The sequence below is a fragment of the Streptomyces sp. NPDC050508 genome (genome assembly GCF_040655155.1).
Taxonomy (GTDB): Bacteria; Actinomycetota; Actinomycetes; order Streptomycetales; family Streptomycetaceae; genus Streptomyces.
In genome coordinates this window covers 1-13,826 of record NZ_JBFAJJ010000032.1, presented here as the reverse complement: position 1 = coordinate 13,826, position 13,826 = coordinate 1, and the positions used below count along the sequence as shown (strand labels likewise).

General features: G+C 69.6%; 11 protein-coding genes. 8 read left to right on the top strand and 3 right to left on the bottom strand.

Annotation, left to right across the window (positions count from 1 at the left end; all coding sequences use genetic code 11):
• Positions 1-42: 42 nt before the first annotated feature.
• The 5 genes from AB0I69_RS46300 (at position 43) to AB0I69_RS46280 (ending at position 5,328) form a co-directional block, all read left to right on the top strand.
• A complete protein-coding gene (locus AB0I69_RS46300) occupies positions 43-1,407 on the top strand; it encodes a phosphomannomutase/phosphoglucomutase (protein WP_363101873.1) in 1,365 nt (454 codons plus the stop codon).
• Between the two features lie 206 nt (positions 1,408-1,613).
• On the top strand, positions 1,614-1,784 hold the full coding sequence (locus AB0I69_RS46295) for a Trm112 family protein (protein WP_018567001.1): 171 nt from the start codon (positions 1,614-1,616) through the stop codon (positions 1,782-1,784).
• A gap of 31 nt (positions 1,785-1,815) precedes the next feature.
• Positions 1,816-2,943, top strand: coding sequence for an SIS domain-containing protein (locus AB0I69_RS46290; protein ID WP_363101872.1), 1,128 nt, complete (start codon positions 1,816-1,818; stop codon positions 2,941-2,943).
• Between the two features lie 109 nt (positions 2,944-3,052).
• Positions 3,053-4,204, top strand: a complete 1,152-nt coding sequence (manA, locus tag AB0I69_RS46285) for a mannose-6-phosphate isomerase, class I (RefSeq protein WP_363101871.1) — start codon at positions 3,053-3,055, stop codon at positions 4,202-4,204.
• 143 nt (positions 4,205-4,347) lie between these two features.
• Positions 4,348-5,328 carry a cation diffusion facilitator family transporter gene (locus tag AB0I69_RS46280; protein ID WP_363101870.1) on the top strand — a complete coding sequence of 327 codons (981 nt, stop codon included), beginning with the start codon at positions 4,348-4,350 and terminating at the stop codon, positions 5,326-5,328.
• Between the two features lie 41 nt (positions 5,329-5,369).
• On the opposite strand, the gene lepB is transcribed toward AB0I69_RS46280, so the two are convergent.
• The gene (gene lepB / locus AB0I69_RS46275; RefSeq protein WP_363101869.1) at positions 5,370-6,044 is read right to left on the bottom strand and encodes a signal peptidase I; all 675 of its coding nucleotides are present in this window, start codon (positions 6,042-6,044) and stop codon (positions 5,370-5,372) included.
• A 107-nt stretch (positions 6,045-6,151) separates the two neighbouring features.
• On the bottom strand, positions 6,152-8,314 hold the full coding sequence (locus AB0I69_RS46270) for a fructose-specific PTS transporter subunit EIIC (RefSeq protein ID WP_363101868.1): 2,163 nt from the start codon (positions 8,312-8,314) through the stop codon (positions 6,152-6,154).
• A 468-nt stretch (positions 8,315-8,782) separates the two neighbouring features.
• Here AB0I69_RS46270 and ahcY point away from each other — a divergent pair, with 468 nt between their 5' ends.
• Both ahcY and AB0I69_RS46260 read left to right on the top strand, forming a co-directional pair.
• Complete coding sequence (gene ahcY / locus AB0I69_RS46265; RefSeq protein WP_363101867.1) at positions 8,783-10,240, top strand: adenosylhomocysteinase; 1,458 nt, start codon at positions 8,783-8,785, stop codon at positions 10,238-10,240.
• 163 nt (positions 10,241-10,403) lie between these two features.
• On the top strand, positions 10,404-11,018 hold the full coding sequence (locus AB0I69_RS46260) for a hypothetical protein (RefSeq protein ID WP_363101866.1): 615 nt from the start codon (positions 10,404-10,406) through the stop codon (positions 11,016-11,018).
• A gap of 70 nt (positions 11,019-11,088) precedes the next feature.
• Here AB0I69_RS46260 and AB0I69_RS46255 read toward each other — a convergent pair whose 3' ends face one another.
• Positions 11,089-12,138, bottom strand: a complete 1,050-nt coding sequence (locus tag AB0I69_RS46255) for an RDD family protein (RefSeq protein ID WP_363101865.1) — start codon at positions 12,136-12,138, stop codon at positions 11,089-11,091.
• A gap of 128 nt (positions 12,139-12,266) precedes the next feature.
• Here AB0I69_RS46255 and AB0I69_RS46250 point away from each other — a divergent pair, with 128 nt between their 5' ends.
• Complete coding sequence (locus AB0I69_RS46250) at positions 12,267-13,274, top strand: stage II sporulation protein M (RefSeq protein WP_363101920.1); 1,008 nt, start codon at positions 12,267-12,269, stop codon at positions 13,272-13,274.
• Positions 13,275-13,826: the final 552 nt, after the last annotated feature.

Here is a 13,826-nt window from a genome sequence, read left to right as displayed (position 1 = left end):
GGTAGTTTGGGGCGACCGATAGGACTTTCTGGAGGGTTGGCCGTGTCTGCTGATCTGTCGCAGCTCGTGAAGGCGTACGACGTTCGGGGCGTCGTCCCGGACCAGTGGGACGAGACGTTGGCCGAACTGTTCGGGGCGGCCTTCGTCCAGGTGACCGGCGCGAGCGCGATCGTGACCGGACACGACATGCGGCCCTCGTCCCCCGGCCTCTCCGCCGCCTTCGCGCGCGGGGCGGCGGCACGTGGCGTCGACGTGACCGAGATCGGCCTGTGCTCCACGGACCAGCTGTACTACGCCTCGGGCGCCTTCGACCTGCCCGGTGCCATGTTCACGGCCTCGCACAACCCGGCGAAGTACAACGGCATCAAGATGTGCCGGGCGGGCGCGGCCCCCGTCGGCCAGGACACCGGCCTCGCGGAGATCCGCCAACTCGTCGAGTCCTGGCTGGACTCGGGCACCCCGGAGGTCTCCGGCCCGACAGGAACGATCACGAAACGGGACACGTTGGAGGATTACGCGGCGCACCTCCGCGGCCTCGTCGACCTGACCTCCATCCGCCCCCTGAAGGTCGTCGTCGACGCGGGCAACGGCATGGGCGGCCACACCGTCCCGACCGTGTTCGCCGGCCTGCCGCTCACGCTGGTCCCGATGTACTTCGAGCTGGACGGCACGTTCCCGAACCACGAGGCCAACCCGCTCGACCCGGCCAACATCGTCGACCTCCAGGCACGCGTCCGCGAAGAGGACGCCGACCTCGGCATCGCCTTCGACGGCGACGCCGACCGCTGCTTCGTCGTCGACGAGAACGGCGACCCGGTCTCCCCGTCCGCGATCACCGCCCTGGTGGCCTCCCGAGAGCTGGCCAGGAACGGCGGCAAGGGCGTGATCATCCACAACCTGATCACCTCCTGGTCGGTCCCCGAGGTCGTCAGGGAGAACGGCGGCACGCCGGTACGCACGCGCGTGGGCCACTCCTTCATCAAGGCCGAGATGGCGAAGGCCGGCGCGATCTTCGGCGGCGAGCACTCCGCCCACTACTACTTCAAGGACTTCTGGAACGCCGACACGGGCATGCTGGCCGCCCTCCACATCCTCGCCGCGCTCGGCGGCCAGGACGGTCCCCTCTCCGGCCTCGTGGCCCAGTACGACCGCTACGTCGGCTCCGGCGAGATCAACTCCACGGTCGACGACCAGCAGGCCCGCCTCGCGGCGATCCGCGCCGCCTACGAGGGCCAGGACGACCTGACCCTCGACGAACTCGACGGCCTGACCGTCTCCTCCGCCGACTGGTGGTTCAACGTCCGCCCGTCCAACACGGAACCGCTGCTGCGGCTGAACGCGGAGGCGCGGGACGAGGCGACGATGGCGAAGGTGCGGGACGAGGTGCTGGGGATCATCAGGGGCTGAGGGTTCTTCTCGATGCCGGTCGGGATGTTTCAGCCCGTCCGGCGTTTGAGGACGAGGCCGTTCAGGCCGAAGGAGGGTCCGGGGGCGCAGCCCCCAGGGACGTCGCCCCCAACCCCGGCGCACACCCCACACCGGCGGTACCCTGACCAGGCACATCCGCCCAAGCGTCGCAGACAGTCGCAGACACCCTTTCGGAGGGACACCCCATGCCGCTCGAAGCCGGCCTCCTGGAGATCCTGGCCTGCCCGGCCTGCCACGCCCCCCTCAAGGAGCAGGACACCGAGCTGATCTGCACCGGCGAGGACTGCGGCCTGGCCTACCCCGTCCGGGACGGCATCCCCGTACTGCTCGTCGACGAGGCCCGCCGCCCCGCGTAACCGACGACGACGCGATCGGAGGCTGCCGCCCATGCTCGACGAATCGCTGCTCGACACCCCGGAGGCACTGGCCGAGGCCGACCGCCGAGGCCTGCTCCGCGGTGCCGCCGAAGCCGGTGCGAGGGTGCGCACAGCCGCCCGGCACGCCGCCGAGGCCGGCGTCCACGACCTGAAACCGGACGGCCGCCCACGCGCCATCCTGATCGCGGGCCCCGGTGCCGCCGCCACCTGCGTCGCCGACCTGCTCGGCAAGCTCGCCGGCGCCAGCAGCCCCGTCACCCGCCTGGCACCCACCGGCGTGGCCCCCGCGGCCGGCGCCCTGCGCTGGGAACTCCCTGGCTGGGCCGGCTCCGTGGACCTGCTGCTGATCACCACCCCGGACGGCACCGAGCCCGGCCTGTCCCTGCTCGCCGAGCAGGCCTACCGCCGCGGCTGCACCGTCGTCGCGGTGGCCCCGACCCGCAGCCCCCTCACCGAGGCGGTGGACGGCGCCCACGGCCTCTTCGTACCGATGGCGACCGCACCGTACGAGCACGACGAACCCCTGGCCGCCTCCGCCCCCGGAGTGCTCTGGGCGCTGCTCACCCCGCTGCTCGCGCTGTTGGACCGCACCGGGCTGCTCAGCGCGCCGCCGGAGGCCCTGGAGAAGGTCGCCGACCGGCTCGACCAGGTCGCCGAGCGCTGCGGGCCCGCCGTCGCGACGTACAGCAACCCCGCGAAGACGCTCGCCGCCGAACTGGCCGACTCGCTCCCGGTGATCTGGACGGAGGGTGCTTCGGCGGGTCCTGCGGGCCGTCGTTTCGCCGCCGCGCTAGCGGAGTTGGCCGGTCGCCCCGCGCTCGTCTCCGAGCTGCCCGAGGCGCTCGCCGAGCACAACGCCCTGCTGGCCGGCCCGCTCGCCGCCAGCGCCGACCCCGACGACTTCTTCCGCGACCGCGTGGACGAGGCACCCGCGCTGCACGCACGCGTGGTGCTGCTCCGGGACCGTCCGATCGGCGGCCTCACCGCCGCTCCGACCGCCCGTGACCTGGCCCTCAGCCACGACACGCCGATCAGTGAGCTGGAGCCCGAGGAGGGCGGCGAGTTGGAGACCCTCGCGGAGCTGATCGCCATGACGGATTTCGCCGCCGTTTACCTGGCGCTCGCCTCGGGCGCCTGATCTTGTCGTCGAAGCCCTGAGCCGCCGTACACCGTCGTACGGGGCGCGAAGCCACGTCGTACCCAGGTCGTCCTCGGGTCGTACGCAGAGAGAACCGGTAGAGAGCCACATGGACCGCCTCGACAACACCGTCCGCCCCTACGCCTGGGGTTCCACCACCGCCATCCCCAAGCTGCTCGGCGTCGAGCCCAGCGGTGAACCGCAGGCGGAGATGTGGATGGGCGCGCACCCGGGAGCACCCTCACGCACCGCGCGCGGGACGCTCGTCGAGGTCATCGAGGCCGCTCCGGAGCGGGAGTTGGGGGAGAAGGCGGTGGCGAAGTTCGGCCCGCGCCTGCCCTTCCTGCTGAAGATCCTCGCCGCCGGCGCCCCCCTCTCCCTCCAGGTGCACCCCAACCTGGAGCAGGCGAAGGAGGGTTACGCCGACGAGGAGCGCCGGGGCATCCCCGTGGACGCCCCGCACCGCAACTACAAGGACGCCAACCACAAGCCCGAACTGATCTGCGCGCTCACGGAGTTCGACGGCCTGTGCGGCTTCCGCGACCCGCTGCACGCCGCCGACCTGCTCGCCGGCCTCGGCGTCGACTCCCTGAAGCCGTACGTCGACCTCCTCCACGCACACCCCGAGGAAGCCGCCCTGCGCGAGGTCCTCACGGCGATCCTCACCGCCGACCCCGAGGAGATGCGCCACACGGTCACCGCGGCGGCGACCGCCTGCACCCGCCTCGGCGGCGACTACGCCCCCTACGCGGACATCGCCCACCACTACCCGGGCGACCCCGGCGTCATCGCGGCCATGCTCCTGAACTACGTCCGACTCCAGCCCGGCGAGGCCCTGTTCCTCGGCGCCGGCATCCCGCACGCCTACCTCAACGGCCTCGGCGTCGAGATCATGGCCAACTCCGACAACGTCCTGCGCTGCGGCCTCACCCCCAAGCACGTCGACGTCCCCGAACTCCTGCGCATCGTCAACTTCGAGGCGAGCGACCCCGGAGTACTGCGCCCCGAGGCGTCCCCCGACGGCGAGGAGGTCTACGAGACCCCCATCGACGAGTTCCGGCTGTCCCGGTACGTCCTTCCGGCGGGCACCGGCGCCCACGACCTCACGCTCGACACCCCGCAGATCCTGCTCTGCACGGCCGGAGCGGTGAAGGCGGGCGAGCTCGAACTCGCCCTCGGCCAGTCGGTCTTCGTCCCCGCGGGAGACATGGCCGAGGTGTCCGGAGTCGGCACGGTCTTCCGGGCCACTGTGATCGTATGACCGGGCCTGTGGATACCTGACGAGCCGTCGTCGGGCAGGGCTGCAAGAATGGCTCACCGGCAAAGGACGGGCAAAGACGCCCGGACGGCCACTGGGCAGACGTCCGGGGCAGACGTACGAAGGCGAAGGGACACCGCGAACACATGAGCGCGTCAGGCGGCACCAGGGCGATCGTGGCGGCACTCGGCGCCAACCTCGCGATTGCGGCATCGAAGTTCGTGGCGTTCGCCTTCAGCGGCTCGTCCTCGATGCTCGCCGAGGGCGTCCACTCGCTCGCCGACTCCGGCAACCAGGCCCTGCTCCTCATCGGCGGCAAGAAGGCCCAGCGCGAGGCCACCCCGCAGCACCCCTTCGGCTATGGCCGCGAGCGGTACATCTACGCCTTCCTCGTCTCGATCGTCCTCTTCTCGGTCGGCGGCATGTTCGCCGTCTACGAGGGCTTCGAGAAGATCAAGCACCCCCACGAACTGGAGCACTGGTACTGGCCGGTGGGCGTCCTCGTCTTCGCGATCATCGCCGAGGGCTTCTCCTTCCGTACGGCCATCAAGGAGTCGAACGAACTGCGCGGCACGCACTCCTGGTCGCAGTTCATCCGCCGCGCCAAGGCCCCCGAGCTGCCGGTCGTCCTCCTGGAGGACTTCGGCGCGCTCATCGGCCTGGTCCTCGCCCTCGGCGGCGTCGGTATGGCCCTGCTCACCGGCGACGGCGTCTGGGACGGCATCGGCACCCTCTGCATCGGCATCCTGCTCATCCTGATCGCGCTGGTCCTGGCCGCCGAGACCAAGTCCCTCCTGCTCGGCGAGTCCGCGGGCAGCGAGGACGTCAAGAAGATCGAGGCCGCCATCGTCGACGGCCACACGGTCACCGGCATCATCCACATGCGCACGCTCCACCTCGGCCCCGAGGAACTGCTCGTCGCCGCCAAGATCGCCGTCCAGCACGACGACACGGCCGCCGAGGTCGCCACCGCGATCAACGCCGCCGAGTCCCGCATCCGCGAAGCCGTCCCGATCGCCCGCGTGATCTACCTCGAACCCGACATCTACAGCGAGTCCGAAGCCACCAGGGGCCCGGACCGCGAAGCAACCCCCGGAGGCCCGGCCCAGCACCCCGCCGACCACTGACTGTCCCGCCCCGCTACGGCGGCGGGGGAGCGCGGCTCCCGCTAGACCCGCTGGACGGGCCACGGAGCGACCGGCACCGCCTTCCGCCGCCGTACGACGAACGCGGCGATCCCCAGGCCGATCCCGACCAGGGCGAGCACGACCCCGCCGATGACCACCGCCCCGATGCCGGAGGCGACCGTACGGTCGTCGGTCACCCGGCCTCGGACTGCGGACTCGGCCACCGTGCCGTCGTGGTCGCTCGCGAAGAGACGCGAGTCCGCCGAGTTCGCACGGTTGTCACCGAGCAGGAACAGCCGGCCCTTCGGGACCGTCACGTCGTACGACTTGTGCACGCCGTCGACGTCGCCCTGCTTCACATAGGGCTCCGACAGGGGCTTTCCGTTCACGGTGACCCGTGCGGCCGTGCCCGAACCCGTGCAGCACACCACGCGGTCGCCGCCCACCCCGACGACCCGCTGCAGCACGTTCGCGCCGGACCCGTAGCGGTCCGGCGCCGAGAACAGCACGACGTCACCGCGGTGCACCTCGCCGCCGCCGACCTTCTCGTAGATGATCCGGTCGCCCGGCTCGTACGTAGGCGACATGCTCTGGCTGCTGATGGTGGAACTCCCGTAGGAATTCCGCGCGTACGCGAGTGCGCCGATCGCCAACACCACCCCCAACAGCCCCACCACCACAGCCGCGACCCCAAGTCCCCGCCCCTTGCCCGACATCGTTTCCCTCCCCATGCGGCACTTCCGCGGGGGCGAGGGTAACGGGTGTCTGTGAACGGTCTGTGCGGGCCCGCGACCTGCGACGGCCGCAGGCCCGCACCGGCCGGCTAACCGACCTCGCTCAGCACACCGAGCACCGCCGACTCGTCCTCGGCCGCCGACAGCCGCTCCCGGAACCCGGCATCCATCAACTTCCGCGACAGCAGGGCCAGAATCCGCAGATGCTCATCACCGGCGGCGGCCTCCGGCACGGCGATCATGAAGACCAGCCGCGCCTTCGTACCGTCCAGGGAGCCCCACTCGACCCCCTCCGCCGACCGCGCGAACCCGACGACCGGCGCACTCACCGCGTCCGTCTTGGCATGCGGGATCGCGATCTCCTCCCCGAGCCCGGTCGTACCCTGCGCCTCCCGTCGCAGCGCGGTCGCCACCAACTCGCCCACGTCCACGACCTTGCCGGTCCGCGCCAACAGCCCGGCCATCTCCCGGATCGCGGCTTCCTTGTCGACCGCGTCCAGCCGCACCTTCACGGTCTGCTCGGTGAGATAGCCGGAGAGAACTTCGGAACGGACTTCGGAACGGACTTCGGAACGGACTTCTGGGGCGGTGTCCGCGGCGGGGACATCTTGACGAACCCGTGGCCCCGAACCGGCCGAGTTCCCCACGCTTCCTGCGCTTTCCACGCTCGCCGCCGTCGCTCCACGCGCCTCCCGCTCCGCCAGGCCTACGACGGCTCCGGCGCCCGGTGCTCCCACCCCGGCCCCGACCAACGCAAGCTCGGGTTCGCGCGTGACCGCGTGTTCGACGGACTCCCCGCGCCGCTTCCGTTCCCTCACGTCGGCCAGCGCGACCGTCGTCACCGCGGTGACCGCCGTACCGATCGCCACCGCCACGAAGAACATCGGTACGCCACTCACCGCGCCCAGCACCGCCACGATCGGCCCGCCGTGCGGCACCGCGTCCTTCACCCCGGCGAGCCCGGCGACCGCACCGGCCACCGCGCCGCCCAGCATGTTGGCGGGGATGACCTGCGCCGGCCGCGCCGCCGCGAACGGGATCGCGCCCTCGGAGATGCCGAAGCAGCCCATGAACAGCGAGGCCAGACCAGTCTCCCGCTCCTGGTCGGTGTAGAGCCGCTGCCGTATCAGCGTGGCCAGGCCCTGGCCGAGCGGCATCACCGGAATCGCGGCGGCGCACATGCCCATGACGGCCTGGTTGCCGGTCGCGATGAGCCCCGCGCCGAACAGGAACGCCGTCTTGTTGACCGGCCCGCCCATGTCGAACGCGATCATCAGCCCCAGGATCGTGCCGAGCAGGATCGCACTGGTGCCGGTCATCCCGCCGAGCCAGCTGGTGAGGTGCTCGAACACCCAGGAGATCGGCTTGCCGATGACGTAGATGAAGAACAGTCCGAGCGCCGTCGTCGCCACGATCGGGATCACGATGATCGGCATGATCGGCTGCACGAACTTCGGCACCCTGACCTTCTTGATCCACAGCACCAGATACCCGGCGAGGAACCCGGTCACGATCGCCCCGATGAACCCGGCGCCCGCCTTCGAGTCGTACAGCGCACCGGTGTTGGCGATCCACCCGCCGATCATGCCCGGCACGAGCGCGGGCCGGTCGCCGATCGCGTAGGCGATGTAGCCGGACAGGATCGGCACCATCAGCGTGAAGCCGATGACACCGATGTTGTTCACGTCCATCCAGAAGGAGTCCTTCGGGATGACCAGACCGCCGGAGGGGTCCGGGTGGCCACCGAGTGACAACGAGATCGCGATCAGCAGCCCACCGACCACGACGAACGGGATCATGTAACTGACCCCGTTCATCAGCGCCTTGTACGCGACGCTCCGCTCCCTGCCACCCGGAGCCGCTGCCGCTGCGGCCGTACCGCCCGGCGTGTGCACAGGCGCCGACCGCACCTGCTCGATCAGCCGCTCGGGATGCCGAATGCCCTCGGCGACCCCGACCATGAGAACCCGCTTGCCGGCGAAACGGCTCAGGTCCACGTCCTTGTCCGCGGCGATGATCACACCGTCCGCGGTGCTGACATCGTTGTCATCAAGGATGTTTTCAGCCCCGATGGATCCCTGCGTCTCCACCTTCATGTCGATGCCGCGGCTCTCGGCGGCCTGCGCGAGTTTCTCCGCCGCCATGTACGTGTGTGCGATGCCGGTCGGGCATGCGGTCACCGCGAGCAGCTTCAACCGCTTCTGCTCGCCATCGCCGCTGCCCGTGGGGGGAGGGCCGGCCGGACTGGTCACGTCGATCTCCTAACACCTTCGTCGCACGGAACGCCGTCCCGGACGTCCCGCAGGATCGATCAGAGGCTCCTGATCTCCCCGCATCCTGCAACATCCACCGCCCGACTCAAACACCCGAACATCCCTGATTGCCCCCATATGCTCCCTTCCGGCAGACGTTCGTGCGCATCCTGTTACCGCGCTCCCGGAAGCTCGATCCGACGCCGGGCGCCCGCTCGGTTCGGCTGGATCTGTCCGGAGCGGACTGGGGGCGGCCGGGCCTACCGGTGTAACTTGGGACGGAGCCAGACGTCGCTGCTGATGGCGGTCGGGCGGTCCCACCGCGGACCGACCGAGGGAGAGAGGGCCTCCGACGGACTGCGCTGCGCGCACGCGGGCATGCCTGTGTCCTCCTTGGGGCACCCCTGTGTCCGCCGCCGCGCAGACCAGCCGTACCCACCTCGCCCCAACCCCGAGGAGTACCTCGCAATGACGACTGTCGACAACCGACAGGACTTCAAGGTCGCCGATCTCTCCCTGGCCGAGTTCGGCCGAAAGGAGATCACCCTCGCCGAGCACGAGATGCCCGGCCTGATGTCGATCCGCCGGGAGTTCGCCGCCAGCCAGCCGCTGGCCGGCGCCCGCATCATGGGCTCGCTGCACATGACCGTGCAGACCGCCGTCCTCATCGAGACCCTGGTCGCCCTGGGCGCCGAGGTCCGCTGGGTGTCCTGCAACATCTTCTCCACCCAGGACCACGCGGCCGCCGCCATCGCCGTCGGCCCGAACGGTACGCCGGAGAACCCCCAGGGCATCCCGGTCTTCGCCTGGAAGGGCGAGACCCTGGAGGAGTACTGGTGGTGCACGGAGCAGGCGCTGACCTGGCCGAACACCCCCACCGGCGGCCCGAACATGATCCTGGACGACGGCGGCGACGCCACCATGCTCGTCCACAAGGGCGTCGAGTACGAGAAGGACGGCAAGGTCCCCTCCCTCGACACCGCCGAGTCCGACGAGCACCGCGTCGTCCTCCAGGTCCTGCAGCGCACCATCAGCGACGGCTCGCAGAAGTGGACCCAGCTCGCCTCGGAGATCCGCGGCGTGACCGAGGAGACCACGACCGGCGTGCACCGTCTCTACGAGATGCACCGCGACGGCACCCTCCTGTTCCCGGCGATCAATGTGAACGACGCCGTCACCAAGTCGAAGTTCGACAACAAGTACGGCTGCCGCCACTCCCTGATCGACGGCATCAACCGCGCCACCGACGTCCTCATCGGCGGCAAGACCGCGGTCGTCCTCGGCTACGGCGACGTGGGCAAGGGCTGCGCGGAGTCCCTGCGCGGACAGGGCGCCCGCGTGATCGTCACCGAGATCGACCCGATCTGCGCGCTGCAGGCGGCGATGGACGGCTACCAGGTCACGACGCTGGACGAGGTCGTCGACAAGGGCGACATCTTCATCACCACGACCGGCAACAAGGACATCATCATGGCCGCGGACATGGCCAAGATGAAGCACCAGGCGATCGTCGGCAACATCGGTCACTTCGACAACGAGATCGACATGGCCGGCCTGGCGAAGATCCCGGGCATCGTCAAGGACGAGGTCAAGCCGCAGGTCCACACCTGGAAGTTCCCCGACGGCAAGGTCCTCATCGTGCTGTCCGAGGGCCGCCTGCTGAACCTGGGCAACGCCACCGGCCACCCCTCGTTCGTGATGTCCAACTCCTTCGCGGACCAGACCCTGGCCCAGATCGAGCTGTTCACCAAGCCCGAGGAGTACCCGACCGACGTCTACGTGCTGCCCAAGCACCTCGACGAGAAGGTCGCCCGCCTCCACCTGGACGCGCTCGGCGTGAAGCTGACCACGCTCCGCCCCGAGCAGGCGTCGTACATCGGCGTCGAGGTCGAGGGCCCGTACAAGTCGGACCACTACCGCTACTGAGCCGGCGACCCCGCCCGCTGTGACCGCGTCCGTGCACTGACGCAGTCCTCAGCGGCGGGTCCTCAGCAGCAGATCCTCCGAGGCAGGCCCCCGCACCCCCGTGTCGGGGGCCTGCCCCTTTGGTTCCTCTGGCCGGACCGGCCCGTCAAGACCCAGGACCCCGATGCCCCGCGGCCGTTATTCGCTCCACGATCCGCACGATCACACCCCCCTCGCTACAGAACACTTCCAGTGCGCCCCCGGCCCGTCCGGCTGGCGTTATGTCTCCCAACTCACCACCCCCTCCGGCGACCACAGCGGCTCCGTCGACCTCACCCTCGACGAACTCGGCCGCCCGATCCGGCTGGAGCTCCACGCGGCGAGCTGGCAGGTGCGCGGCGCCGCTCTCGACGGCGTCACCTGGGTCCGCACCGACCCCACCGGCACCGATGCCACCGAAGGCAATGTCCGCGCCCACGCCTTCACCGGCACCTCCCCCGCGTTCCTCATCGCCACCACCCGTCTCCTGCGCCTCACCCCTTCCTCCTCCGCAACCCGCGTCCGCCTGGTCGCCCTCACGGATCCGGTCCTCGCCCCCCGCACCGTGGACCAGTCCTGGGCCTTGCTGAAAAGAGAAACACACGGCACTGACAACGGCCCTCTGACCGTGGACGAATACCAGGTCACAGCCCTGGACACGGGGGAGCAGCACGCCGTGCACATCGCCGGCGACGTGGTGCTCGCGGCGCCCGGTATCGAGCTGGAGGAGCTTGAGTCGCCGCCGTCCGTCTTCGGCTGAGCGGTCGCGCGGGGTCGCTGGGCGGGACAGGGCAATCCGGTCCGGCTACCGAGGGGCGCGGCCGACAGGGTCAGGCAGGCGGCGCGAATCCGGAGGAGGGTCGAGGGTCGGAGGGCGATACGTTCTGCGGCACCTGCGGCTGGGGATCAGGTGTCTGTCCACCGGGCGCGACCGGATCGGCTCCCGTGCCGCCTGCCGTGGGCGAAGAGGAAGCGGCGCCGGTCGGCCAAGAACCAGGACCAGGAGCAGGCGTGGGAACAGAACCGTAGGGCTGCTGAGGAGCCGACGGCGGCTGGAGCGCCGAATTGCCGAAGGCGCCCGGCACACCCGCCCCAGGCCTGAACCCGCCTGCCGGTGCGCCCCCGACCGCGCCGTTCCCGAAGGCCCGCCGCACATCCCGTGCCTGCCGCTCCTGCACCACCGCCGCCAGATACGCGGCCGGCGGTACACCCTGCGGCGCCGGAGCGCCTGTACGAGCCACGAGATCCGTCGCCAGCCGCTCGGCCATGGCCCAGCCGACCTGCGGATCCAACTGCTGCATCCGCGTCAGGTACTGACGGATGGCCAGCCACAACCCGTCGGGAACCGCGGACAGATCAAGCTCCGCAAAACGTCCCGACAGCCACGGCGGCGGAGGAGGCACGAAGGCCGTCTGCCCGGCGGGCACCCTTTCCCGTACGACCAGAGTGCCCGCGAACACATCCCCGAGGCGCCGACCGCGTGCCGAAACGAGCGAGGCGATACAGGCGACGGACCCGAACGTCATCAGGATCTCGACCACACCGATCGCACCCCGCACCAGCGCGTGCCGGAACCGGATCGGCCCGCCGTCGTCCCGCACCACTCGCAGCCCGAGCGCCAGCTTGCCGAGCGAACGACCGTGACTGAGCGTCTCCACCGCGATGGGCCCGCCCACCAGTACCAGCACGAACGCGGCGATCGACAGCGCGATCTGGGCGGCATCGTCCAAAGAGGCCGTGGAAGCAATCAGAATCAGGGTCACGCCGATATAGACGGCCATGGCCACGATCAGATCGAGAAACACAGCCAGCGCCCTGCTGGGCAGTCTCGCGGGGCGCAACTCCAGCGCCACCGCCTCGCCCGTCACCAGCTCACTCACGCCTGCCGCCCTTCCCCTGCCCTGCCCCTGGAACAGTCAGTCTGCCAAGCTGAGGGCACATCGTGCCCCAGTACGACAAGCTGATCCCCGACCAGCAGTCGACGAGCAGCCGAGGAGCAGGCAACCAGATGGACCTCGACGTCTTCGTCTCGGCCCACCGAGCCGAGTGGGACCGCCTCGACGCGCTGCTCCGCCGCCAGCGTCGCCTCAACGGCGCCGAGGCCGACGAACTCGTCGCGCTGTACCAACGGACGGCCACCCACCTCTCCCTGATCCAGTCCAGTGCCCCGGACCCCCAGCTCACGGGTCGGCTCAGCCAACTCGTGGCACGCGCGCGTGGTGCGGTGACAGGAACGCGTCGTGCCTCCTGGCGAGATGTCACGCGCTTCCTGGGGCAGAGTTTTCCGGCCGCGGTGTACAGGGCACGCCACTGGTGGGTCCCCACCGCGCTGCTGTCGACCGTGGTCGCGATCCTCCTGGGGTGGTGGATAGGCACCCATCCCGAGGTGCAGTCCTCCATCGCGGCCCCGAGCCAACTGCGCGACCTCACCCGCCCCGGTGGCGAGTACGAGACCTACTACTCCAGCCACCCGGCGGCTGCCTTCGCGGCGCAGGTCTGGACGAACAACGCCAAGGCCGCCGCGATGTGCCTGGTCCTGGGCATCTTCCTGGGCCTGCCGGTCCTCTGGATCCTCTTCGAGAACATGCTCAACCTGGGTGTGGGCATCGGCCTGATGTCGTCAGCAGGCCGACTGGACACGTTCCTGGGCCTGGTCCTCCCGCACGGCCTGCTCGAACTCACGGCGGTCTTCGTCGCCGCCGGCACGGGCATGCGCCTCGGCTGGACCCTCATCGACCCCGGCCCACGCACGCGCCGCACGGCCCTCGCCGAAGAAGGCCGAGCCGCCGTGGGCATGGCGATCGGCTTGGCCCTGGTGCTGTTCGTCTCCGGCGCCATCGAAGGCTTCGTCACTCCGTCAGGCCTTCCTACGTGGGCCCGCATCGGCATCGGCATCCTTGCCGAGGGGGCCTTCCTGACGTACGTCTACGTCCTGGGCGGTCGTGCCGTACGCGCCGGTGAGACGGGCGACGTCGAGGCGGCCGAACGCAGCTCCACGGTCCCCACAGCCGCCTGATGTGCAGGCACTCCCTCTGAGCTGCTAGTCTCCTCTTCGCCCCAAAGGAGCCGTTGACACGGACCGGTCGGGGAGGTAGATTCGAACAGTTGCCTAGAACTGGATCTGGTCCGGTCGGCAACAGCGAGTGTCTGTCTGCTTCTAGAAACTTCGCTTTCAAAGAAGCCACACTCCCGATGAATCGGAAAAGAGCGGCCGGTCAGTCCGGCTCAGAACTTCTGATAAAGTCGGAACCGCCGGAAAGGGAAACGCGAAAGCGGAAACCTGGAAAGCACCGAGGAAATCGGAACCGGAAACGGTCTGATAGAGTCGGGAACGCAAGACCGAAGGGAAAAGCCCGGAGGAAAGCCCGAGAGGGTGAGTACAAAGGAAGCATCCGTTCCTTGAGAACTCAACAGCGTGCCAAAAATCAACGCCAGATATGTTGATACCCCGTCCATCGGACTCTGTCCGGTGGCGAGGTTCCTTTGAAGAAAACATACAGCGAGGACGCTGTGAACGGCCGGGCTTATTCCGCCTGGCTGTTCCGCTCTCGTGTGTGTGGTCCCGATT

Coding starts and splice junctions, on each gene's coding strand:
- AB0I69_RS46260 (WP_363101866.1), top strand. CDS start 10,404: ATGCCCCGCGGCCGTTATTCGCTCCACGATCCGCACGATCACACCCCC.
- AB0I69_RS46250 (WP_363101920.1), top strand. CDS start 12,267: ATGGACCTCGACGTCTTCGTCTCGGCCCACCGAGCCGAGTGGGACCGC.
- ahcY (WP_363101867.1), top strand. CDS start 8,783: ATGACGACTGTCGACAACCGACAGGACTTCAAGGTCGCCGATCTCTCC.
- lepB (WP_363101869.1), bottom strand. CDS start 6,044: ATGTCGGGCAAGGGGCGGGGACTTGGGGTCGCGGCTGTGGTGGTGGGG.
- AB0I69_RS46295 (WP_018567001.1), top strand. CDS start 1,614: ATGCCGCTCGAAGCCGGCCTCCTGGAGATCCTGGCCTGCCCGGCCTGC.
- AB0I69_RS46290 (WP_363101872.1), top strand. CDS start 1,816: ATGCTCGACGAATCGCTGCTCGACACCCCGGAGGCACTGGCCGAGGCC.
- AB0I69_RS46280 (WP_363101870.1), top strand. CDS start 4,348: ATGAGCGCGTCAGGCGGCACCAGGGCGATCGTGGCGGCACTCGGCGCC.
- manA (WP_363101871.1), top strand. CDS start 3,053: ATGGACCGCCTCGACAACACCGTCCGCCCCTACGCCTGGGGTTCCACC.